Source organism: Clostridium sp. UBA5988 (assembly GCF_002435615.1).
GTDB lineage: Bacteria > Bacillota > Clostridia > Clostridiales > Clostridiaceae > Clostridium_J > Clostridium_J sulfidigenes.
This window is the reverse complement of the sequence record NZ_DJBA01000027.1, coordinates 12,237-36,328: the sequence shown is the minus strand read 5'-3', so window position 1 is coordinate 36,328 and position 24,092 is coordinate 12,237. Positions and strand designations below refer to the sequence as shown.

The 24,092-nt window shown below is 30.1% G+C and carries 23 protein-coding genes, 1 other RNA gene and 1 riboswitch; of the genes, 23 read left to right on the top strand and 1 reads right to left on the bottom strand.

Annotated elements, in window-relative coordinates:
- Positions 1-12 precede the first annotated feature (12 nt).
- From B3J31_RS06140 to B3J31_RS06110, 7 genes are all read left to right on the top strand, one after another.
- On the top strand, positions 13-699 hold the full coding sequence (locus tag B3J31_RS06140) for a class I SAM-dependent methyltransferase (RefSeq protein WP_346867925.1): 687 nt from the start codon (positions 13-15) through the stop codon (positions 697-699).
- Between the two features lie 20 nt (positions 700-719).
- A complete protein-coding gene (locus B3J31_RS06135; protein ID WP_150844406.1) occupies positions 720-1,514 on the top strand; it encodes a Nif3-like dinuclear metal center hexameric protein in 795 nt (264 codons plus the stop codon).
- Positions 1,515-1,813: 299 nt separating this feature from the next.
- Positions 1,814-2,153: RNase P RNA component class A (gene rnpB / locus B3J31_RS06130), an RNA gene on the top strand.
- 385 nt (positions 2,154-2,538) lie between these two features.
- The gene (locus B3J31_RS06125) at positions 2,539-3,168 is read left to right on the top strand and encodes a sugar transferase (RefSeq protein WP_346867924.1); all 630 of its coding nucleotides are present in this window, start codon (positions 2,539-2,541) and stop codon (positions 3,166-3,168) included.
- A gap of 417 nt (positions 3,169-3,585) precedes the next feature.
- Positions 3,586-4,710 carry a DegT/DnrJ/EryC1/StrS family aminotransferase gene (locus tag B3J31_RS06120; RefSeq protein ID WP_346867923.1) on the top strand — a complete coding sequence of 375 codons (1,125 nt, stop codon included), beginning with the start codon at positions 3,586-3,588 and terminating at the stop codon, positions 4,708-4,710.
- A gap of 118 nt (positions 4,711-4,828) precedes the next feature.
- The gene (locus B3J31_RS06115; RefSeq protein ID WP_346867922.1) at positions 4,829-6,154 is read left to right on the top strand and encodes a nucleotide sugar dehydrogenase; all 1,326 of its coding nucleotides are present in this window, start codon (positions 4,829-4,831) and stop codon (positions 6,152-6,154) included.
- Positions 6,155-6,211: 57 nt separating this feature from the next.
- Positions 6,212-7,588, top strand: coding sequence for a mannose-1-phosphate guanylyltransferase/mannose-6-phosphate isomerase (locus tag B3J31_RS06110; protein WP_346867921.1), 1,377 nt, complete (start codon positions 6,212-6,214; stop codon positions 7,586-7,588).
- Positions 7,589-7,655: 67 nt separating this feature from the next.
- Here the strand turns inward: B3J31_RS06110 and B3J31_RS06105 are convergent, their stop codons facing one another.
- Positions 7,656-8,615: an LCP family protein gene (locus B3J31_RS06105; protein WP_346867920.1), complete on the bottom strand. Its 960-nt coding sequence runs from the start codon at positions 8,613-8,615 to the stop codon at positions 7,656-7,658.
- A gap of 431 nt (positions 8,616-9,046) precedes the next feature.
- On the opposite strand from B3J31_RS06105, the gene B3J31_RS06100 reads away from it, so the two are divergent.
- The 16 genes from B3J31_RS06100 to B3J31_RS06025 all read left to right on the top strand — a co-directional run bounded on the left by B3J31_RS06100 (position 9,047) and on the right by B3J31_RS06025 (position 24,090).
- A complete protein-coding gene (locus B3J31_RS06100) occupies positions 9,047-9,721 on the top strand; it encodes a YveK family protein (RefSeq protein WP_346873791.1) in 675 nt (224 codons plus the stop codon).
- Between the two features lie 50 nt (positions 9,722-9,771).
- On the top strand, positions 9,772-10,452 hold the full coding sequence (locus tag B3J31_RS06095) for a YveK family protein (protein WP_346873790.1): 681 nt from the start codon (positions 9,772-9,774) through the stop codon (positions 10,450-10,452).
- Positions 10,453-10,502: 50 nt separating this feature from the next.
- On the top strand, positions 10,503-11,156 hold the full coding sequence (locus tag B3J31_RS06090; protein ID WP_346873789.1) for a CpsD/CapB family tyrosine-protein kinase: 654 nt from the start codon (positions 10,503-10,505) through the stop codon (positions 11,154-11,156).
- Positions 11,157-11,192: 36 nt separating this feature from the next.
- Positions 11,193-11,963, top strand: a complete 771-nt coding sequence (locus B3J31_RS06085; protein WP_346873788.1) for a tyrosine-protein phosphatase — start codon at positions 11,193-11,195, stop codon at positions 11,961-11,963.
- Between the two features lie 120 nt (positions 11,964-12,083).
- Positions 12,084-12,167, top strand: a riboswitch (cyclic di-GMP riboswitch).
- 163 nt (positions 12,168-12,330) lie between these two features.
- Positions 12,331-12,858 carry a PglB gene (locus B3J31_RS06080; RefSeq protein WP_346873787.1) on the top strand — a complete coding sequence of 176 codons (528 nt, stop codon included), beginning with the start codon at positions 12,331-12,333 and terminating at the stop codon, positions 12,856-12,858.
- 44 nt (positions 12,859-12,902) lie between these two features.
- On the top strand, positions 12,903-13,541 hold the full coding sequence (locus B3J31_RS06075) for a sugar transferase (protein WP_346873786.1): 639 nt from the start codon (positions 12,903-12,905) through the stop codon (positions 13,539-13,541).
- A 168-nt stretch (positions 13,542-13,709) separates the two neighbouring features.
- Positions 13,710-14,081: a prepilin-type N-terminal cleavage/methylation domain-containing protein gene (locus B3J31_RS06070; protein WP_346873785.1), complete on the top strand. Its 372-nt coding sequence runs from the start codon at positions 13,710-13,712 to the stop codon at positions 14,079-14,081.
- A gap of 51 nt (positions 14,082-14,132) precedes the next feature.
- On the top strand, positions 14,133-15,080 hold the full coding sequence (locus tag B3J31_RS06065; RefSeq protein WP_346873784.1) for an NAD-dependent epimerase/dehydratase family protein: 948 nt from the start codon (positions 14,133-14,135) through the stop codon (positions 15,078-15,080).
- A 21-nt stretch (positions 15,081-15,101) separates the two neighbouring features.
- Positions 15,102-16,328: a glycosyltransferase family 4 protein gene (locus tag B3J31_RS06060; RefSeq protein WP_346873783.1), complete on the top strand. Its 1,227-nt coding sequence runs from the start codon at positions 15,102-15,104 to the stop codon at positions 16,326-16,328.
- Positions 16,304-17,359, top strand: coding sequence for a polysaccharide biosynthesis protein (locus B3J31_RS06055; protein WP_346873782.1), 1,056 nt, complete (start codon positions 16,304-16,306; stop codon positions 17,357-17,359). The genes B3J31_RS06060 and B3J31_RS06055 overlap by 25 nt, the downstream gene beginning before the upstream one ends.
- Positions 17,360-17,384: 25 nt before the next feature.
- Positions 17,385-18,239 carry an SDR family oxidoreductase gene (locus B3J31_RS06050; RefSeq protein WP_346873781.1) on the top strand — a complete coding sequence of 285 codons (855 nt, stop codon included), beginning with the start codon at positions 17,385-17,387 and terminating at the stop codon, positions 18,237-18,239.
- 15 nt (positions 18,240-18,254) lie between these two features.
- Positions 18,255-19,382, top strand: coding sequence for a non-hydrolyzing UDP-N-acetylglucosamine 2-epimerase (wecB, locus tag B3J31_RS06045; protein ID WP_346873780.1), 1,128 nt, complete (start codon positions 18,255-18,257; stop codon positions 19,380-19,382).
- Positions 19,379-20,455 (top strand): glycosyltransferase, encoded by a 1,077-nt coding sequence (locus B3J31_RS06040; RefSeq protein WP_346873779.1) that lies wholly within the window; start codon positions 19,379-19,381, stop codon positions 20,453-20,455. The genes wecB and B3J31_RS06040 overlap by 4 nt, the downstream gene beginning before the upstream one ends.
- Before the next feature lie 97 nt (positions 20,456-20,552).
- Positions 20,553-22,055 (top strand): O-antigen polysaccharide polymerase Wzy, encoded by a 1,503-nt coding sequence (gene wzy / locus B3J31_RS06035; RefSeq protein WP_346873796.1) that lies wholly within the window; start codon positions 20,553-20,555, stop codon positions 22,053-22,055.
- 4 nt (positions 22,056-22,059) lie between these two features.
- The gene (locus B3J31_RS06030; protein WP_346873778.1) at positions 22,060-22,848 is read left to right on the top strand and encodes a polysaccharide deacetylase family protein; all 789 of its coding nucleotides are present in this window, start codon (positions 22,060-22,062) and stop codon (positions 22,846-22,848) included.
- 27 nt (positions 22,849-22,875) lie between these two features.
- On the top strand, positions 22,876-24,090 hold the full coding sequence (locus B3J31_RS06025; RefSeq protein WP_346873777.1) for a hypothetical protein: 1,215 nt from the start codon (positions 22,876-22,878) through the stop codon (positions 24,088-24,090).
- The last annotated feature ends 2 nt before the right edge of the window (positions 24,091-24,092 follow it).

Genomic DNA, 24,092 nt, shown 5'->3' with positions numbered 1-24,092 from the left:
TTAGGTGAAAATATGATAATTAGCAAAAGATTAAAGTTAATAAGTGATTTAATCACAGGAGTTAAATCTATGGTAGATGTAGGAACGGATCATGGATATGTACCCATAGAACTTTTAAAAAGAAATAAAATAGACTTTGCCATAGCCAGTGATATTAATAAAGGTCCCGTGGAAAAGGCTAAAAAGAATGTTAGAGATAATAATTTGCAACATAAGATACAATGTAGACTTGGAGGAGGACTTACAACTGTAACTCCTAGAGAGGTAGAAGCAGCTGTAATTGCCGGTATGGGAGGAAACTTGATAAGAGATATCCTAGAGGAAAGTAGGGATGTCTTTAAAGAGTTAAACTATGTTATAGTCCAGCCAGTACAAAATCCAGAAGTCTTAAGGGAATATCTTTATACCTCAGGATGCAACATTCTAGATGAGTGGATAATATATGATGAAGAAAAATACTATGAAATTATGAAGATATCCTGGGGAGATAAGCCTGAAGTTATTGAGCCTATTTTTTATGAAATAAGTAAGCTGCTTTTAGGTAAGAAAGATAATACCTATAGGGAATATTTAAATTATAAGTTAGAAAAGTATTTGAGAATCCATGAAGAACTTAAGGGTGATACAGAAAATTCAAGAAAAAGAAAGCTGGAATTATGGGATAAAATTCAAAGGATAAAGGGCTTTTTACTTGAGTAAATGGTTGGAGGTATATTTTTATGGTAAAAATAAATGAAATCATTGATATAATGGAGAACCTTGCACCCTTAAACCTAAAAGAAAGCTACGATAACGTTGGGTTTATGGTTGGACATAGAGAAAGGGAAGTAACAAAGGTCCTAGTTGCGCTAGATTGCACCATAAAGGTCATAGAGGAAGCAAAGGAACTAGGAGCTCAGCTTATTCTAACTCATCATCCACTGCTGTTTATAAAGCCTAAAACAATAACTACAGATAGTCTCCAAGGTAGAAAGCTAATGAAGTTAATAGAAAATGGTATAGCACTGTATTCTAGTCATACTAATTGGGATACTGTAAAGGGTGGCTTAAATGATGAATTTGTAAAGCTTCTTGGCTTTGAAGAAAGTAAAATCATTGAAGTAGCTCCATCAGAGCCTACAGCAGGAGTGGGAAGAATAGTTCAGCTAAAGGAAGAAACTACCCTAGAGGAAATTATAAAAAGTATTAAAGATAAACTAAAATTACAAAATTTAAGATACTCTGGTGAGTTAAATAAAAAAGTAAGAACCATAGCTTTAGTCAATGGAAGTGGAGAAGATTACTTGCAGCAATCCTATGACCTAGGTGCTGAACTATTAATCACAGGTGATACTACCTATCACTTTGTATCTGACTATGAAGAGATGGGACTCTCTGTAATAGATATAGGACATTTTAATTCAGAATGGCCCCTTGTAATGAGTTTATCAGAAAAGATTAAAAAAATATTAGAGCCTAGGGGTGTGGAGGTTATTATATCAAAGGCTACTAGGGATCCCTATAATTTTATTTAATTAATACAAGCTCTAATACTCCCATAAAAACAGTCTGAATAGAGGGAAAAACGCTGAAACCCGCACTACGCCAACAACTAGTTAACTATTTAAATAGTTAACTAGTTTAAATTTTATATATTTAACTAGGTATATAGTTAAAATTTTCTATAGTTTCATAGGTAAATATAAACATAGTTATATAGCGTTATATTTATCTATTAATCTAGTTAAATAGTTTCATATATGGGTATTATAACTAAAAATAGAAAATTTAAAGGCGTTGCAATGATAAAAGATTTATGTTAATATTAATTTTGCGAGTAAGCCAGACAATCGCTGCTGAGAAATCAGGAGAGGAAAGTCCGAGCTCCATAGGGCAGGGTGCTGGGTAACTCCCAGTGAAGGCGACTTTAAGGAAAGTGCAACAGAGATATACCGCCCATGTAATGTGGGTAAGGGTGGAAAGGCGAGGTAAGAGCTCACCAGCGCAATGGCGACTTTGCGGCTATGTAAACCCCATCTGGAGCAAGATCGAAAGTGGAACATTATGGGGCTGCCCGTCCCGTTCCCGGGTGTATCGCTTGAGCCCATTAGTAATAATGGGCCTAGATAGATGATTGTCTAACACAGAACTCGGCTTATAGACTTACTCGATCCATTAAAAACACTAGGTTTTATAACCTGGTGTTTTTATTTACCATAAACAAGACTAGGATGTCATCAATCCTAGTCCTTTGCTTTACAAACAATTTATTTCAACTAGAAAATAACAGAAGGAAAACATTTTAAAGCTACACAGTGAATATAATATAAGGTAATATATGGATGATATTATTAGGTATAAGGCTAAAATCTATGGTAAAATGATAGATATTGTGATATAATTCTTGAGTAATGATAGAAATAAAATTTTGTTAATAATGTGATTAAAATATTAAGTATAACAAAAATATAGGATTTAAAAATAAGACAGGCTTATTGATAGTTATCCATGGAAAAAATGGATAGTAATAGTTTTATATCTTTGATTGGAGGAAATAAAGTGAAGAGGGCGTTTGATTTAGTGGTGAGTATTATAGCCTTAATACTATTGTCACCTGTAATTCTAGTTATTTCTATACTAATTAAATTAGACAATCATGGTTCTATAATATTTAAACAATATAGAGTGGGAAAAGATAATAAAGAATTTATAATTTATAAATTTAGATCAATGGTAGAAGATGCACCAGAGGTAGCAACAACAGCTTTAGAAAATCCTGATGAATATATAACTTCTATAGGGAAATTTTTACGAAAGACTAGTTTGGATGAATTACCACAGCTAATTAATATTATTAAAGGTGATATGAGTTTAGTGGGTCCAAGACCTGTAATTAATGATATTAATAAAAGTGAAAAAAAATTGCTTGTATTAAGAACTAAATATGGTATTCATAAATTAACACCGGGACTTACGGGATGGGCTCAAATTAATGGTAGAGATAGTATATCCATATATAAGAAAATCAATTTAGAAATTGAATATATGGACAGACAAAGCTTTATATTTGACATGAAAATACTTTTTATTACATTTTTTAAGGTTTTTAAGCAAGAAGACATAGTTAATGGAAAAGAGAATGTGGTACAAGCAAATTATCACACCTTTGAATCAAAAGATGTTATGTAATAATTAAAGAGATTATATAGTTTAAAATAGAATATAATATTTTAATGCAAATTGCTCACCAGGTTTATTTTAAAGATATTTTTAGATGAAATAATTTTAAAGTGAATTTGGTGTTATATTTTTATCTTTATATGTATAAAAAAATATTAAGTTTGCGTATACTTACTAAACTTATGTTAGCAAATGGTTTTAAAACAAGAAAATTTAATAATATACTTATGTATCTTAAAATAATTAAGAAATATATCATAATCTCAAAGAAAAAGACTGATAATATATTACTAGATGGTATAATACCTAATTTGTGTTATATTTGATAAATATGAAATTTTGAAATTTTATTAAACATAAGAAAAGATATTTTATTTTTTTGCAAGTTGGTGTACAATTTGTATATGTAAATTAGGAGGGATTTTTTTGAAAATCAATTTTTACGAATCACAAAGAGAATATAAAGAAAAAAAACATGAATTTGATGGAGCTATAAAAAATATAATAGATAGTGGAGCTTTTATATTAGGAAATGAAGTTAAAACCTTTGAGGAAGAAATAAAAGATTTTACTGGGGCTAAACATGCCATAGGAGTGGCATCAGGAACAGATGCTTTAGTTATTGCATCAGATATCCTTGGTTTTAGTGATGATAAAGAAATAGTAACTACACCTTTTACATTTTTAGCTTCTACATCTTGTCTTGCAAAGCATGGTGGAAAACCTGTGTTTGTTGATATAGATGAAGAGTCTTGTGGTATGGATGTAGGTCAATTAGAGGCGGCTATTAATGATAATACTGTAGGAGTACTTCCGATACATTTATTCAATCAAATGTGTGATATGGATAAGATAATGGAAATTGCTAAGAAACATGATTTAAAGGTGTTAGAAGATGCAGCTGAAGCCTTTGGAATGAGATGGCAAATGGAAGGTGAAGAGAGGTATAGACATGCAGGAACCATAGGAGATATGGGTGTGTTTTCATTCTTCCCTACTAAAACCTTAGGTGGATATGGTGACGGGGGAATGATAGTTACTAATAGTGATGAACTAGCAGATATGTGCCGTATGTTTAGAGTTCATGGAGCATCAAAGAAATATCACTATGACTATATAGGCTATAACTCAAGATTAGATGCTATGCAAGCAGCTGTGCTTAGAGTTAAACTTAAATATATAAACAATGCCATTGAAAATAGAGGAAGAGTTGCTAAGCTTTACACTGAAGGATTAAAAAATGTAGAAGGTGTAAAAGTTCAAGGCATTAAGGCAGCAAACCAAAAAAATGTTTATTATGTATTTAATATCTTTGCTGAAAACAGAGATGGTCTTGCAGAGTTCTTGAAATCTAAGGGTGTGGCAACTAGTATATACTATCCAAAGCCATTACACCTACAAAAGTGTTTTCAGTACCTAGGATACAAAGAAGGTCAGTTCCCAGTAACTGAAAAGATGTGTAAGCAAATTCTTGCATTACCTATATATCCTGAGCTTACTAATGAAGAAGTTGAATATATATGTGGATGTATAAAAGAATTTTATAATTAATAAAGGCTTTGTTTATCCAACAACAACCAGGTTGTTGGATAAATCTAATTAATTGTTAAAAATATATCAATATTTCTTAAAATAATAATTGCTAATTTGAACAGTAGGAGACGATATAATGAAAGATTTAAAAATATCCTTAGTAGGACTTGGCTATGTAGGAATGCCTTTAGCAGTAGCTTTTGCTAAAAAGGCTCCTGTAGTTGGATTTGATGTAAACAAGGAAAAGATAAATAAGTACTTAAGTGGAGTAGATGTAACTAATGAAGTTGGAGATGAAGCTATTAAAGCATCTGCTGTAGATTTTACAAGTGATGAGACAAAATTAAGAGGATGTAATTTCCACATAGTTGCAGTACCTACTCCAACTAATGAAGATAAAACTCCAGATCTAAGACCAGTTATAGGTGCTAGTGAAATTTTAGGAAGAAACTTAACTAAAGGTTCTATAGTAGTATATGAATCTACAGTATATCCAGGGGTAACAGAGGAAATCTGTGTACCAATCCTAGAAAGAGAATCTGGACTTATTTGCGGACAAGATTTTAAAATAGGATATTCTCCAGAGAGAATAAACCCAGGTGATAAGGTTCATAGATTAGAAAACATAATGAAGATAGTATCTGGTATGGATGAAGAAACTCTAGATACAGTTGCTAAAGCTTATGAACTAGTTATAGAAGCTGGAGTATATAGAGCTGAAAGCATAAAGGTTGCAGAAGCAGCTAAATTAATAGAAAACTGTCAAAGAGATGTTAACATAGCCTTCGTTAATGAACTTGCTATGATCTTTGATAGAATGGGTATAGATACTAAAGCTGTAATAGATGCTGCAGGTAGTAAGTGGAACTTTATAAAGCTAAACCCAGGTTTAGTAGGAGGACACTGTATTGGAGTAGATCCATATTACCTAATCCACAGAGCTAAAGAGGTTGGTGTTGAATCAAAGGTTATAGCTGCTGGAAGAAACATAAATGATGGAATGGCTAAGTATATCGCAGAGAACACAGTAAAAAGTTTGATAAAAGCTAATAAGCGAGTTAAAAATGCTAAGGTAGCAGTTCTTGGACTTACCTTTAAGGAAGATTGTCCAGATACAAGAAATACAAAGGTAGTGGATATCATAGATGAACTTAAAGACTATGGAGTAAATGTATTAGCCACAGACCCTGTAGCAGGTAAGGAAGAAATTAAACATGAGTATGGAATAGATATGGTTTCTATGGAAGATATTAAAGATGTAGATGCTATTATCCTTGCTGTATCTCATCATAATTACAGAGAAATGACCATAAAAGATTTTACTCCACTATATAGAAGCGAAGCTTTAGATGAAGTAGCAGCAGCTAAAGATGAAGTAGAAAAAGATGTATTCATAGATGTAAAAGGCATTATGGATAAACATAGTGTAGATACAGATACTATGGTTTACTGGAGATTGTAATATATTGAAATTATTTACTCCGATTAAATTTAAAGTACTCAGTTAGGAGATTAAGGTATGAAAGTAATAATTTTAGCAGGTGGAAGTGGATCAAGACTTTGGCCACTAAGTCGTGATAGATATCCAAAACAATTTATAAAGTTGCAAGGAGATAGTTCATCCTTATTTCAAGATACATTTAAAAGAAGTTTATTATTAGTAAATTTAGATGAAATATATGTAGTTACAAATGAAAAGTATAAATTTTTAGTTATGGGTGCAGTAGAAGAATTAGGTTATAAATGTAATGAATCTAATATTATCATTGAACCAGAATCTAAAAATACTTTGCCAGCCATTTATGCTGGAGTTAATGAGATAGTTAAAAAAGAGAATGATAATGTTATAGTATTCCCTTCAGACCATATGATTTTAAAAAGTCAAGAGTTTGTAAAGATTATTAAAAATTCTGAGGAGTTAACTAAAGATTCTATAATAACCTTTGGTATTAAACCAGACGGGCCTAATACTGGATATGGATATATTGCACCTGGAAGTGAGAAATTAAATGGTTATGAAGTAAAAGCTTTTAAGGAAAAACCAGAGTATGAAGTGGCAGTTACATACGTGGAAGAGGGTTATTATTGGAATGCTGGCATATTTATGTTTAACACTGAATTTTTTATAAATGAAGTAAAACTCTATGCAAAAAATATTTATAATGCCTTTAAAACTAGTAATAATATTAAAGAGGCTTTTAGTAAGATTGATGAAAAGATTTCAATTGATTATGCCATCATGGAAAAAAGTAAAAATGTTACTGTAGCACCTGTAGATATTGGGTGGAATGATTTGGGTAGTTTCGATTCTTTCTATGATATTTTTAAAAAAGATGAAAATAATAATATTTGTGATAGTAACAATATACTTATTGATTCAAAGAATAATTATGTTTATTCAGAAAAAGGAAAACTAGTATCTATTGTTGGAGTTGATAATCTAATTGTAGTAGATAATAGAGATGCATTGTTAATATGTAAAAAAGAGCAGTCTCAAAGAGTAAAAGAAGTTGTGGAAATTTTAAAATCTAAGGATGATAGCAGAATAGAATACCCTATTGAAGATTATAGACCTTGGGGGAACTATAAAGTTCTGGAAGAGGAAAAAAATTCATATAAAATAAAAAGAATTAAAGTAAGTCAAGGGAAAAAGTTAAGTTATCAGATGCATCATCATAGAAGCGAACATTGGATTGTTGTAAAAGGTATAGCAAGGGTAACTATAGATGACGTAGAGAAACTAGTGCCAGCTGGAGAGAGTATTTTTATAAAACCAAGACAAAAGCATAGACTTGAAAACCCAGGAAAAGTGCCTCTAGAGATAATTGAAGTACAGATGGGAGAATATTTAGAAGAAGATGATATTATAAGATTTGATGATGAGTATGGAAGATAATATCATTAACATTATGGATGTAAATAAAAAAAACACCAACTATTTTAAATGGTTGGTGTTTTCTTTATTATTTCTTATCATTAAATATATAATCTCTCATTTGTTTTTTAACAGTTTCAATATCAAACTTTAGGTAGTATATTCCAGTGCTCATATCCCCTGTTCCGTCTCCGTCCCTTGGGAATCTTTCTTGTTCTAAATTTCCACTTCCTAAACCAACTACCTTAGTTGCTAGAGATACAAAATCACCAGAACTTAGATTAGTTTGAACTAGAGGGAGAATATTGTTTAGAATATTAGGGTAAGATTTCGGAGGTGCAGCAAGAGCTTTAGTAAACACTGCAGACATTACATTTCTATGCCTGTGAGTTCTTTCATAATCACCACCACTAGCATATCTTATTCTAGAATAGGCCAAAGCTTGCTTACCTGTTAATAATGTAGGCCCAGTAGAAGATACACCGGGTATATGTGATATTTCTTCTTCTGTGATATCAATAGTAATTCCACCTAGTATATCAATTATTTGTGGTAGTGAAGAAAAGTTTACTGATACAAAATCTTCTATATTAAGTCCAAAATTTTCATTTAAGGTCCTAATAGCTAAGGGAGCACCTCCATAGGCATAGGCGTGATTTATTTTATCCATACCATGGTCTGGAATGTTAACATAGGAGTCCCTCATAATTGAAGTTACTTTAACTTTGTTATGAATTGGATCAATGGTAGCTATCATTATGGAGTCAGAACGTCCCGCTTGTCCCTCTTCTGCATCTATACCATATAAAACTATATTTTTTATAGATTCATGACTTTCATATTCTTTAAGTTCTTCCTTTGGAGTAATACTAAGATGAGATTTGTCTATCTTTACAGTATCCATCTTATTATATAAGAAATAAAAATATCCTGCTCCAATAGCTATTATAAATATGAATACTCCTAGAATTCCCATAGAAATTTTAAATCCCAGGGAGCGTTTCTTCTTTTTTCTTTTTTGATTAGGAACAAATTTGTTTTGTGACATAGTTACACTCCTCTCTATACCTAATTCTATCACCATATTTTGTAGGTGTAAATATAAACAAATACTCAATGGGTAATTATTCCATGAAATTTATTATAAATTTTTATGAACTTGATACGATGATATAATTATCAACTAATAATAAAAATAATAGTATATATAGGCGCAAAATCAAGGATATTGTAGAATACATTAGGTTATTATTCATAATTATACATAATATTACTAGTAACGTTGGTTTTTTACTGGTAAAGTTACTGGAAATATGGTATTATATAAATGTTACAGTTATGTATGTAATTGAAATATAAAGAAATATGTACTATTATACGGGTGTTACAACTAGATATTCAAATTATATTTTAATATATAGTTCCAATATACATAATGTGTTGTAATATGTATAAATTGATTTTATAAGGAGAGTTAATTTGGAAGAAAATATTATTAGTTTAAATGACATCTTCGAAATTTTAAAAAGAAAGTGGAAAATTATATTAGTATTTGCTTTGACTTCTACCTTAGTAGCATCAATAGCATTATTTTTACTAATAACTCCACAATATGAATCAACCACTAAGGTATTTATAGGTAAAGATGAAAGTCAGCAAGAAGGATATAATATTTTAGATATACAAATGTATCAAAAATTATTAAAGACCTATGCTGAAATTATTAGAACTGAAGATTTAGTTAAAAGTGCTATAGATAAAACAGGATTAGAAATAAAGCCTAAAGAAGCAGTTGAAAATTTAACAGTGGTATCCTTAGCTGATACACAAATTATAGAAATAAAGTATAAAAGCAGCTCCCCAGAAGAAGCTGTGAAGTTAATATCTTCTATAAAAGATGAGTTTGTTAAATTATCCACAGAGCTAGTTCCTAATGGAAATGTACAAGTTATAGAAGAACCTAGATTTCCATTAAGTGCAGTAAGTCCTAATAAGAGTATGGGACTTATAATTGCTATGGTATTAGGAATATTTATGGGAATAGGAGTTATCTTCCTTATAGAATTTATGGATAGCACCTATAAAAATAAAGATATATTAGAACAAGAATTAAACATATCAGTTTTAGGAATAATACCAAAGATAGACCTATAAAATCTTACCTAGGATGATGAACACAAGATGGAAACGGAGGAATAATAATTTTGGAAGAACAAGTAATTAGCCTTGGAGAAATTATAGAAATGTTAAAGAAAAGGTGGAAGATGATACTGATAGTAACTATGTTTACTACTTTATTATCAGGTTTGGTGAGCTTTTTTTTAATAAGTCCTAAGTATGAAGCGAGTACTAAGTTATTTATAGGTAAGGAAGCAGGAGCTGGAGCAGTAGCGGGTTATGATCAAAGTGAGATAGCCATGTATCAAAAGTTAATGAAGACTTACTCTGAAGCCATAAAAACTAGAGATTTAGTAGGTAGAGCTATAAAGGTTGCTAATAGCAATCTAACAGAAGATGAAGTTCTTAAGAAGCTTACAGTGGTAACTGTAGCTGATACTCAAATCCTTCAAATTAAAATTAATGATAATAATCCGGATAAGGCAGCTACCATGGTACAAGCTATAACAAATGAGTTTGTAACTACATCTAAGATTTTGGTGCCAAATGGTAATATAAAAGTTATAGAATCAGTAAAAATTCCTGAAATTCCAGTGAGTCCTAATAAAAAAATGAATATAGCTATAGCTTTCTTACTAGGATTAATGGTAAGTGTAGGAATAAGCTTTTTACTAGAATTTTTAGATAATACATATAAAAATAGGGAACAAATAGAAAAAGAATTAGATATTCCTGTAATAGGAACTATACCCAACATTGAGCAGTAGAAGATTACAGAAGATAAACTTATTAAATTTTTACTTAAGGAGAGAAATTAATGTTTATAGTAGAAAAAGATCCTAAGTCTATAGCTGCAGAAAGCTATAGAACACTAAGGACAAATTTGCAATATTCATCCTTTGATGAGGAATATAAAGTAATAGTAGTAACTAGTGCAGAACCAGGAGAAGGGAAGAGTACAACAGCAGGAAACTTGGCATTATCTATAGCTGAAGGAGATAAAAAGGTGGTACTTATAGATTGTGACTTAAGAAAACCATCATTACATAAAAAGTTTGAAATATCTAATACAACAGGACTTTCTGATGTAATAGTTGGAAAAGAAAGTATTTCTGTAGTAGGACATAGACATAATAAAAATCTTACAATATTAACTTCGGGTAAAATCCCACCTAACCCATCTGAGATGTTAGGTTCAAAATCAATGAAGGCGCTCCTAGAGGCCTTAAAAAAGATTTTTGATTATGTAATATTAGATACTCCACCAGTACAAGCCGTTACTGATGCTCAAATACTATCTAATAGAGCCGATGGAACATTACTTGTTATAAGGTCAGAAAAAACAAAAAAAGATTCTGTTGTAAATTCTATAAACCTTTTAAAAAAGGTTAACGCTAACATCATCGGTACAGTATTAAATGGAGTAGATACAAAGAGAAATAATTACTATTACTATTATGGTGATAAATAATATATAAAATTTCACTTAAAGGTTGGAGGAGTGCTTATGATAGATTTTCATAGCCATATACTTCATGGAGTGGATGATGGATCTAAAGATGAAGATATGACTGTAGACATGCTTAAATTAGCAAAAAAGTCAGGAACCACAGGAATTGTTGCCACTCCCCATTTTTTTAGGGGTAGGTTTCAAGTACCTTATGAAGAAATAAAAAAAGAAGTAGCTAAATTAAAAACTTTAGCTAAAAATAAGGACATAGATATAGAAATATATTGTGGGCAAGAAGTTTACTATACTAGTAGAATCCTAGAAAGCTATAACTGTGGTGATATAGGTACCATAGAAAATAGTAGATATATGTTAATAGAATTTCCTTTAAGAGAGTTTTCTGTGGATGAAGTTATAAATGATATCTATGAACTTCAATTAAAGGGAGTTGTACCTATCATTGCTCATCCTGAGCGGTATAAAAAGTTTATAGAAGCCCCGGAATTAATAAATAAGTTTATTGAAGAGGGGTTTTTATTTCAACTAAACACAGGTAGCATAGCAGGAGACTTTGGTGGTGGAGTTAAAAAGACTGCTAAATTATTTGTAAAGCATAAAATATATAGCACTGTTGGTTCCGATGGTCATAGGTCTGATGTTAGAACAACAGATATGACAAGGGGGATAAGGGCTATAGAAAGAATAAACCCTGGATATGTAAGGCAGATGGAGAACATTTCTCAGGAAATCATAATGAATAATAAGGTGAACTTTCAAGGAGAAAAAATTAAAAAACAAAGTGGGATTTTCAATATATTTAGAAAATAATGTAAACTTTGTTCAATGTACATAAATTTAAACTGGGTGTATCGGTTGTATAAAGGTCGGGAAATTGGGGGAACTTTTTACAGCTGATAGGGGTTAAATAAAATTCGACATAAATAACTTAAATTTAAAGGGAATTATGAAATGTAGTCTGTACTTGGGCGCTTGGACTACAGGGAGTTAGTAGCGCAACCCACCTTTATCTTGCTAATTCAGGAAAACTATAAGTTTGAAGGGGAAATTTATGGTATATGAGTTAGTAAAAGATAGCGGTGGGTTATTTTTATCTGGTTTTATAAATTAAGAATTGGTGGGCAGTCTTAATTAAGAAAAATATAAAGATGAAAATGAAGTTTTAGGGGGTTATTATATGGCAAATCATAACTCAAATAAGAATTTAATAATTTTAGGAGCTGGGGGCCATGGTCATGTTGTTAAGGAAGTAGCAGAAGCTATGGGGATATTTAATAAAATAGACTTTTTAGATGATTACTCTAATGAAGCCATAGGGTTATGCTCTGAAAATTCGAAATTTATAGAAGAATACTCCTATGCAATACCAGCCTTTGGAAATAATAAACTACGTATGGAGTGGATTGAAGAACTTGAGGAGAATAAATTTCAAATTCCAACTTTAATTCATCCTAGGGCATATATTAGTCCATCAGCTACAGTATCTTTAGGTACAGTAGTAGAAGCTAAAGCTGTGGTAAATACAAACTCAAAGATTGGAAAAGGTTCTATTATAAGCATTGGAACTATTATTGATCATGATGCCACCATTGGTTATGGATGCCATATAGACTGTGGAGCAGTGATAAAATCTAATTGCAGCATTGCTGAATTATCTAAAATTAATAGTGGTCAGGTTATAGAATATAATAATACAAAGGGATGAAGTAATAGGTCATAATATTATTTTAATTTAAGGGGGAGATTTATTTGTATTTAAAAGTTAAAAGATTATTTGATTTTATACTTGCACTTATAGGATTAATTTTATTATCACCATTATTTTTAATAATTATTATAGCTATAAAACTTGACTCAAAAGGTCCAGTTTTCTTTAAACAAAAGAGAGTCGGGGTTAATAAAACTCATTTTAATATTTTGAAGTTTCGCACTATGAGAATAGATACACCTAAGGACATGCCAACCCATCTCCTTAAAAATCCAGAGCAGTATATAACTAAGGTTGGTAAGTTTTTAAGAAAGACTAGTTTAGATGAATTGCCACAAATTTTGAATATAATAGCTGGCTCCATGGCAATAGTTGGACCTAGACCTGCTCTATGGAATCAATATGATTTAATAGCAGAAAGGGATAAGTATGGAGCTAATAACATACGTCCAGGTCTCACAGGATGGGCACAAATCAATGGAAGAGATACAGTAACCATTGAAGACAAGGCTAGGTATGACGGAGATTATGTTGAAAATTTGGGAGTAAAAATGGACGTGAAATGCTTCATTGGAACTGTTGTTATTGTACTGAAGAGAGATGGAGTACTAGAAGGTGGAGTTAAGGAAGTAGTGAAAGGGAATGAAGTTGAGGTTCAGAGGGATTCGGTGTCCTTTTGATGGAAATATTCATAAAATAGATATATAATTGATTATTTAAGCTACTTTGTATCTTTGTAGTCACAAGAATGTGTAATGTTTGTTTAAAAAATATAAATATGGTAAGTATTTAATTGGAAATAGTTAAATAGTATTTTTCTTAAACAACATATACAAGGAGTTATGATTATGACTTATAAAGATAGGATAAAGCATAAAAATAAAGGATTTACATTGGTAGAGGTTATTATAGTAATAGCAATTATTGCTATATTAGCTGCAATAGCAGTTCCATATTATATAGAGCAGGTTGAAAAGGCAGAAGAAAAAATTTGTTTTAGTAATTGTAAGCAGTTGGAGAGATTATATAAGATTTATTTATATGAAAAAAATATAAGACATTCAGATATAGTATTTGAAAAGTTTTTACAAGACTATGGTAATGATATATGCCCTAAACATAGCGAAGTTAATTATATGGATGGAGAAGTTAAGTGTAGTATTCATTTAAAGAATGATGTTATTAATGATAACGACGATGAGGATGTTCCGTTTTTGTAATTATGATGAATTGAGAATTAAGCATTGATTTGTAAGTGTTTTAAATGCATAATGATTGAATGGTTAGGGCGAAGTGAGAATGGGGAAGGGATTAGAGGTGAAAAGATGTTATTAGTTACAGGAATTACAGGGCATAGCGGAAGATACTTTCTGCAGGAACTTATTGATAATAAATATGAAGGAACTGTTCGTTGTATTGTTAGAGAAACATCTGACACTTCAATGTTGGATAATAGTGGACTTAAGATAGATAAAGTTGCTGGTGATTTGACGGATGAAGAACTTATGAATAAAGCAATGGTTGGAGTAGATACTGTTGTCCATATAGGTTCAATTTTTTATTCGGTTACGTTGATGAAAGCATCTGTCAAAAACAATGTTAGACGAGCAATAGTTGTTCATACAACTGGAATTTATTCAAAATATAAAAGTGCATCAGAAGAGTATAAAAATATTGAAATGTCTATACAAAAAATTATCACAGAGAGTAACTCTAAAATAGGTCTTATATATTTAAGACCTACTATGATTTACGGTTACTTAAATGATAGAAATATGATTGTATTTATAAAGATGGTAGACAAGCTTAGATTATTTCCAGTTATTTCTCACGGCAAAAACTTGCTACAACCGGTGAATGGAAGAGATCTTGGTAAGGCATATTACCAAGTATTAAGTAATGAAGATATTATGAGTGGAGATTATATTTTATCAGGGGAAAAACCAATCTGTATGTTAGAAATGTTTAAATTAATAAGTGATAATCTAAATAAAAAAACAACCTTTATTAGTGTGCCTTTAGGGGTGGGTGTATTTATGGCAAGATGTCTTAAATTGGTTACTTTTGGAAAAATTGATTACATAGAGAAAGTTCAGCGAATGGGAGAAGACAGAAGTTTTCCACATGTTGCTGCAAAAAGAGATTTTGGATATAGACCTATGCCTTTTAGTGAAGGATTAAAAATAGAAATTGAAGAGTATTTAAAAACTGTCAAATAATATGTGGGAGTCTATTTTAGTATGAGAATATTAGTTATTTGCCAATATTACTACCCTGAACAATTTAGAATAAACGATATAAGTGAACAATTGGTACAAGATGGTCATTCAGTGACAGTACTGACGGGCTTACCAAACTATCCAACTGGAAAAATACCAAGTGAATATCGATGGGGTAAAAATAGAAAAGAAAATATCAATGGAGTTGAAATAATCCGTTGTTTTGAAATAGGTAGAAGAAAAGGTGCAGTTGGAATGGCATTAAATTATATGAGCTATATGATGTCAGCTTCTTTAAAGACACTGTTTCTAAAAAAAGAATTTGATATTATTTTTTCTTACCAACTTTCACCTGTTACAATGGTGTTTCCAGCCGTTATTATGAAAAAACGTTCTAGGAAGCCTTTGTATTTATATTGTTGTGATATTTGGCCTGAATCAATAAAAAATATCATATCAGACGAAAATAATGTTATTTATAGAAGTGTTAAGAAATTTAGTAGATATCTTTATTCAAAGTGTGATGCTATCACGGTTACGTCAAAACCTTTTGTTGAGTATTTTAATAAAGAACACTCAATACCAATTGAAAGAATATCATATATTCCTCAACATGCAGAAGATATTTATTCAAAAATGGACTTTACACCAGTAGATGATATAACTGACTTTGTTTTTATGGGGAATATAGGAATAGCTCAAGATATTGAATGTATTTTAGATGCTGCTGAAAAAATCAAGCATATTCCTAAGTTTAAAGTACATTTTGTAGGAGACGGATCATATTTAGAAAATAGCAAGTCTATAGTTAAACAAAAGGGACTTGAGAATATAGTAGTTTTTCATGGAAGACATCCATTAGATGAAATGCCGGAGTTTTATAAAATGGCAGATGCTTGCCTTCTAACATTAAAAGCAGATAATTTAATAGGTCTAACAATGCCTTCAAAATTGCAGGGGTATATGGCAGCAGGGAAAGCTGTAATCGGAGCGATTAATGGGGCTGCCCAAGATGTAATTAATGAGTCTCAATGTGGTATTTGTGTTAAAGCTAGTGATTCTAAAGCTTTGGCAGAAGCCATGAAAGATTTTATAGAGAATTTTAATAAATATAAGGATTGTGGTGAAAATGGGAGAAGATATTTTATTAATCATTTCACCAAAGAAAAGTATATGGATGAACTTAAAAAAATATTGAGTAATTTAGTAAAGGAGAAAGAAATATGTTTAAAGGAAAAACATTGTTAATAACAGGTGGTACAGGAAGTTTTGGAAATGCAGTACTTGATCGCTTTCTAAATACAGATATTGGTGAAATTCGTATTTTCTCAAGGGATGAGAAAAAACAAGATGATATGAGAAAGCTATATAAAAACGACAAGATAAAATTTTATATAGGTGATGTTAGAGACTTAGCTTCTGTGAAAAATGCTATGCATGGAGTTGATTATATATTCCACGCAGCAGCATTAAAACAAGTTCCTTCTTGTGAATTTTTTCCATTAGAAGCTGTAAAAACTAATGTTCTTGGAACTGATAATGTACTAACAGCGGCTATAGAATATGGAGTAAAAAAGGTAATATGTCTTTCAACAGACAAAGCTGCTTATCCTATCAATGCTATGGGAATATCAAAGGCTATGATGGAAAAGGTATTTGTAGCAAAATCAAAAACTGTTTCTCCAAATAAAACTGTTATCTGTGGAACAAGATACGGAAATGTTATGGCTTCACGTGGTTCTGTAATTCCTTTATTTGTAGAGCAAATAAAAAATGGACAGCCATTAACAATAACGAATCCAGATATGACAAGGTTTTTAATGAGTTTAGATGAAGCAGTAGAACTTGTGGTGTTTGCATTTCAAAATGCAGAACCAGGAGATATCATGGTTCAAAAGTCACCAGCATCAACTATTAGAGATTTAGCACAGGCAGTTAAAGAATTATTTGATGCTGATAATGAAATTAAAATAATAGGTACACGTCATGGAGAAAAACTTTATGAAACGCTATTAACTAAAGAAGAATATCTTCATGCAGAAGATATGGGAGGATTTTTTAGAGTTCCAGCTGATAAAAGAGATTTAAACTATGATAAATATTTTGAAATAGGAAATGAAAAGTTATCTATAGAAAAAGAGTATAACTCTCATAACACAGAAATTTTAACTGTAGAACAAATTAAAGAAAAATTATTAGCACTTGATTATATAAAAGAAGAATTAGAGCTATGGCATACTATGAAAGAAGCTGCTGTTACTAAAGAAGAACATAATTAAGATAAGTGAAAGGTAGGAATAATATATGAAATTTCTTGTATTAGGTGCAACTGGTATGGCGGGACATACTATATCAATATATTTACATGAGCAAGGTCATGATGTAACAGCTTTTTCTAAAAGTCCATTTCCTTATTGTAAGAATATAAATGGAGATGCTATGGATAAAGCTTTTGTAACATCAATGCTGAAAGAAGGTAACTATGATGTAGTTATAAATTGCATAGGTGTTTTAAACAAAGATTGCGATAGAGATCCATCAAAAGCCGTATATCTTAACAGTTACTTGCCTCACTTAATTGCAGATGCACTTAGTGAAACAAAAACAAAATTTATTCATATGAGTACTGATTGTGTATTTTCAGGAAAGCAGGGTTCTTATAGTGAGGATAGTTTTCCAGATGGTGAAACTTTTTATGATAGAACAAAGGCACTTGGTGAAGTAAAAGATGATAAGAATTTGACATTTAGAAATTCAATTGTTGGTCCTGATATGAAAGAGAATGGAATTGGACTATTTAATTGGTTTATGAAGCAAAGTGGTACTATCAATGGATATTCCAAAGCTATATGGACAGGTGTTACAACCTTAACACTTGCTAAAGCAATGGAAAGAGCGGTAATGGAAAATCTAACAGGTATATATAATCTTGTGAACAATGAAAGCATAAGCAAGTTTAATTTGCTTGGTTTATTTAATAAGCATATGAGATATGGAAAGATTAATATTTTACCAAGTAATGCAGTGAATTTAAATAAATCTCTTGTTAATAAGAGAAAAGATTTTTCATTTGAGGTACCTAGCTATGAACAAATGGTGATAGAGATGAAAGAATGGATTAATAATCATAAAGAGCTTTATCCACATTATTTTAAATAAAGAGGAGTGGCAGCGTTGAGTAAATTAAAAGTAATGACAATAGTGGGCACACGTCCAGAAATTATTAAATTATCAGAGACTATAAAAAAATGCGATAAGTACTTTGAACATATATTGGTACATACAGGTCAGAACTATGACTATACCTTAAATGAAGTGTTTTTTGAGGAATTAGGACTTAGAGAACCAGACTATTACCTTGGAGTTGTAGGTGATAATCTTGGACAAACTATGGGTAATGTTATAGCTAAGTCTTACGAGTTAATGACAAAGGTAAAGCCAGATGCAATACTTGTACTTGGAGATACAAACTCATGTCTTAGTGTGATATCTGCTAAGAGATTAAAAATTCCAATATTCCATATGGAAGCTGGTAATAGGTGTTTTGATGAGAATTTACCTGAAGAAATTAATAGAAGAATTGTTGATCATACAAGTGATGTAAATTTATGCTATACAGAACATGCAAGGAGATATTTAAACTATGAAGGTGTACCAAAAGAAAGAACATATGTTATAGGTTCACCTATGGCAGAGATTCTTACATCAAATATTAAAAAGATAAAAAATAGTAAAGTACTTGAAACTTTATGCTTGGAAAAAGGGAAATACATTCTACTTTCAGCTCATCGTGAGGAAAATATTGATAACGAGCAAAACTTTCTAGCATTAATGAATGCTGTTAATGCAATGGCTGAGAATTACAATATGCCTGTAATATATAGTACTCATCCAAGAAGTAAAAAGTTTATTGAACAACGTGGATTTAAATTCCATCCAAATGTAAGAAGCTTACAACCTTTTGGTTTTTCAGATTATAATAATTTGCAGCTTAACGCTTTTTGTGTAGTATCAGATAGTGGGACAGTGCCTGAAGAAGCTTCATACTTTAAATTTCCAGCAGTATCAGTAAGAACAAGTACAGAAAGACCAGAGGCAGTTGATAAAGGTAACTTTGTAATTGGAAGCATTACTACTGAACAAGTACTACAAGCTGTAGATATGGCAGTTGAAATGAATAAAAATAATGACTTAGGCATAGATGTACCGAATTATGTTGATGAAAATGTTAGTGTAAAGATTGTTAAGATAATTCAGAGTTATACTGGGATTGTTAATAGAATGGTGTGGAGAAAATCATGAATATAATGGTTTTTAATGTTCCAGCAGAAACAGTTGGTGCATTATCCATATTAAATGATTTTTACAATGAAATAAAACAAAAGCCAGATAAAAATATTAATTGGATTTTTGTTCTAAGTAGACCTAAATTAGAAGAAACAGAGAATATAAGAGTTTTAAATTTTCCTTGGATTAAGAAAAGTTGGTTTCATAGATTATATTTTGATAATGTAATAGCACCCAAATTAATTAAAAAGTTTAATGTAGAGAAGGTGTTATCTTTTCAAAATATTATTATTCCACACACAAAGGTAGAACAAGTTTTATATATGCATAATTCATTACCTTTTGTTGATTATAAATTTACTTTTAAAGAAAATAAACATTTGTGGATATATCAAAATTTAATTGGAAGGAATATTGTCAAATCTATTAAGAAAGCAAATAGGGTTATTGTTCAGTCTGAATGGATAAAGAACGCATGCATTGAGAAAGCAAAAATATATAGGGATAAGATTAATGTAATATCACCACGAGTAAATATTATTATAGATAATTATTTTGAACCCCAAAAAGAAGTATTTAATACATTTTTTTATCCAGCTAGTGAATTTGAGTATAAAAATCATAAAGTAATAGTAGATGCTTGCAAAAGACTAAAAAAAGAGGGTATCAAAGATTATAAGGTTATTTTCACATTAAAAGGCAACGAAAATAATCATATTGATAAACTATATAATGATGTGAAAGGGAACGAACTCTCAATAGAGTTCGTTGGTAGTATTTCAAGAGAGAAGGTTTTTAAATTATACACAAAATCGATTTTAGTGTTTCCTTCATATATCGAAACTTATGGACTTCCAATGCATGAAGCTAGGTTACATAAAGGTATGATATTAGCTTCTGATTGTCCATTTTCTCATGAAATATTAAATGGATATGAGAATGCATATTTTTTTGACCCATTTAATGAAAATGAGCTTTTTGAATTGATGAACTTAGTTATTAAAGGAAAAATAGTATACAATGAGAAATGTAATCTGGAATATTTAAATGTTGAACATAATACTATTCTTAAAATGATAATGAGATAGGAAAAGTGATAAATGGTTTAATATTAATAGCAGAAAATACGATTCATGCTTCACTGATGTGGACAATTTTCAATAAAACCTATTAACAGTGAAAGGAATGATATTAGATTTGAATAATAGTTACAGGAGTAAAATATCAAAAGAAAATACAAAAAGCAAAGCGATATTGATATTACTATTAAATATTGTAATATCAATAATAATATTCTATGTTGCATGGCAAGATGTTAGCAAAATTAATTATGATAAAATGTTATTAATAGCAAATTTGATTTATATATGGATATTTATATCGTGGTATAAAGTATTTAATTCATGTATAAATTCATATTTAATATTCGTTGCTTGTACTTATATGTTTTACTTTGGTCAGCATTTTCTATATGTAATTGGGATACCGTTAGATAGAGGTCGTACTATTGCCAACACATATTCAGTTCAACAATATAACACAGTTGCCTTTTTTATATTATTGTGTATGTTATTGATTCATATAGGAGCATTTATAGCAACTATCACTACAAGGAATTTAAATACGCAGTTAAGCTATGAAATTAATGATTCTATTAATAAAAAAATTGAAATTAAAGCTTTGAAAATTGTATCCATATTTTTATTAGTTATTTCATATTTACCAACAGTTATTATACGAAGCAATTATATCAAAATCATTTTATCTTCTGGATATGGGAGTGTTTTTTTAAGTGACTATTATGAGTTAGGTGGGTTTTCTAATATACCTGGATTTATGTCTACATTTATAATACCTGCACTTATTATGGCAATATTAGCGTTTAAGGATAGTAAGAGTTTTAAATTTATTTCTTTCTTAGCGATAGTATACATATTGCTTTATTTTTTGAGTGGAAGTAGGTATGATGCAGTTCTTTTTATAGTTACATTGATACTTGCTAAAAAGTATTATTTTGGAGGATTAAATAGAAAATCATTATTTAAGATAGGTGTAGGAGGAGTATTGTTGATTACTATGATAAGTTTAGTATCATCAATTAGAAGTGAATTATCTAAAACAAGTAACTACTTATCCTTAGTCTCAGATATATTGATTAATTTATATGAGAATAATATTTTATTTTCATTTATAAAAGAAATGGGATTTACAATGGTTGCTACAGCGACTGTTTTTGTATATTGTCCAAGTTCTATACAATATGTGTATGGAGAAACGTATTTTGCAAGTTTTTTAAGATTATTTCCTAATTTATTTTGGGATGCACATCCTGCAGCAAATGTTAGTGTTGATAGTGTATTTAAATCTTTTTTAACATCCTCAGGGGGAATCGGTTCATCGTTTATAGCGGAAGCATATTACAATTTTGGATATAGTTCTTTATTGTTAATGCCGATTATTGGAATCGCATTATTTAAGCTTTTTAACAAAATGGAAATTGCATCAAAAAGTGATGATAGAGCTAAAGGGTTCTTAACGTTATATATTTTTTGCTTCACATTGTTTTTTGTTCGAACAGACACAGTAGCATTTTGGAGAAATTTAGCTTACTATGGAATTTTCCCTTATGTTATGTTTTATATAGTAAAAAAATCTATAACTTCAAAACTTAAATTTAGAAAGGAATAATGAAATGAAAGTTAAATTTAAAACTTTTATTAAAAAAAATATATATAAATTGATTCCTATCATAGGAGCGCCATTATCTAGTAAACTTTCTTTCCCCATTATATACTATCATGATATAGTTGAAGATCAGGGGTACAGTTTGCAAAAAACAAATTTCACTGTTTTTAAGGAACAGATGATATATCTATCAGAAAATAATTATAATACTTTATTATTTAGTGAAGTTGGAAATTTTACAGATAAAAAATTAGCTAATAAAAAAAATGTTATGATTACATTTGACGATGGATATAGGTCTAATTATGAATTGGCATTTCCATTAATGAAAGAGCTTGGGCTAAAGTTTAATATATTTATATGTCCTAAAATGATAGAAAATAAGCATCCTGAATATTTAAGTAAAGACATGCTTGATGAAATGTATAAAAGTGGATTAGTAGAGTTTGGTTCACATACATATTCTCATGTTGATGCTAGTTTATCAACTGAAGAAGAACTATTAGGTGAAATACAAAACTGTAACAAAAAAATATCTGAATGGTTAGGATATAGTACAAAGGATTTCTGTTATCCGTATGGGAAATATACAAAAAAAACAAGTCCTTTACTATCAAATTATTATGAAAGAATATATACATCAGATTGTAAGCCATTAACAACTATTGGCAAGGCTAAAGAACGAGGAAGGATTGGAATATCTACAGATGATTCATTAAAAGATTTTAGAAATAAGTTGAATGGTAGATATAATATATTGTTTTATTATTATCGATTAAAAGCAAAGTTTAATTAGATTTAAACTAAAGGACTGGTGAATTTTATGGTAAAGAAATATTTAGAAAAATTAGAGAAATGTGAATACAGATATATACCTATTGTACTTGGTAGTAATGCCAATGCACTTGGAGTAGTACGAAGTTTGGGAGAAAATAAAGTACCTAGTATTGTAGTAGATAGCGAAAAAGGGATTGCGTGTTACTCTAAGTATGTTACATACGACGTTATAGAAGATTACTCAAAAAATGAACAATCATTTGTTAATTCATTATTAGAATTAGCAAAAGAATTGAAAAATATTAAAAAAAAGGGAATTATTTATTGTTGTACTGATGGGTATCTATATGCAGTAGGGAAGAACTATTCAATTTTAAATGATTATTTTATGATTCTAATGTCTGACTGGAGTCAAGTAGAAAAATGTCTAGATAAATCTTATTTATATCATGAAGCTGAAAGCATAGGAGTACCATGTCCTAAAACATTTTATGCTGAAAATGCATATGAGATATTTAACTGCAAAAATAAATTACAATATCCAATCTTAATTAAACCGGCTGTTACAGTAGGGTTTTCTTCAGTATATAAGAAAGCAGTTATAGTGAACAATGATGATGAATTAAAAATAACGCAAAAAGAAATTGTTGAGTTAGGATTGGAAAAATATAAATTAATTATTCAAGAAATAATTCCTGGACCTATTTGTAATTTATATACATTTTCATCGTATTCAGATAAGTTAGGGATAGTAAAAGGATATTCCATTGGACATAAAATAAGACAAAGTCCACCTCAAACTGGTACTATTACATCTGGCAAGGTAGTTGATGTAGAAGACATTAGTAAATTAGGTATTAGATTCATTAAAGCGTTAAATTTTCATGGAATTCAAAATACAGAATTTAAATTGGATTCACGAGACGGATTGTTTAAACTGATAGAAATAAATCCTCGTCCAGGTCTTTGGAATTATTCAGCAACTGCTGCAGGTGTTAATTTATCTTGGATAGCATATAAAAATGCAGTACTAGATGTCAATGAAGGTACAATTAGTTCGAAAAATGAAATAATATGGATATATGATTTTATGGACTTAATTAGAGCAGTTTTTTCAAATAAATACGGTCATAAGGAACATAGAATATCTTTATTAAAGTGGTATAAATCAGTTAAAGGAAAAAAAACTCATGCTATTTGGAGTAATAATGATTTAAAACCATTAATTATTTTTATAATACAAACTATAAAAAAAAGATAGAA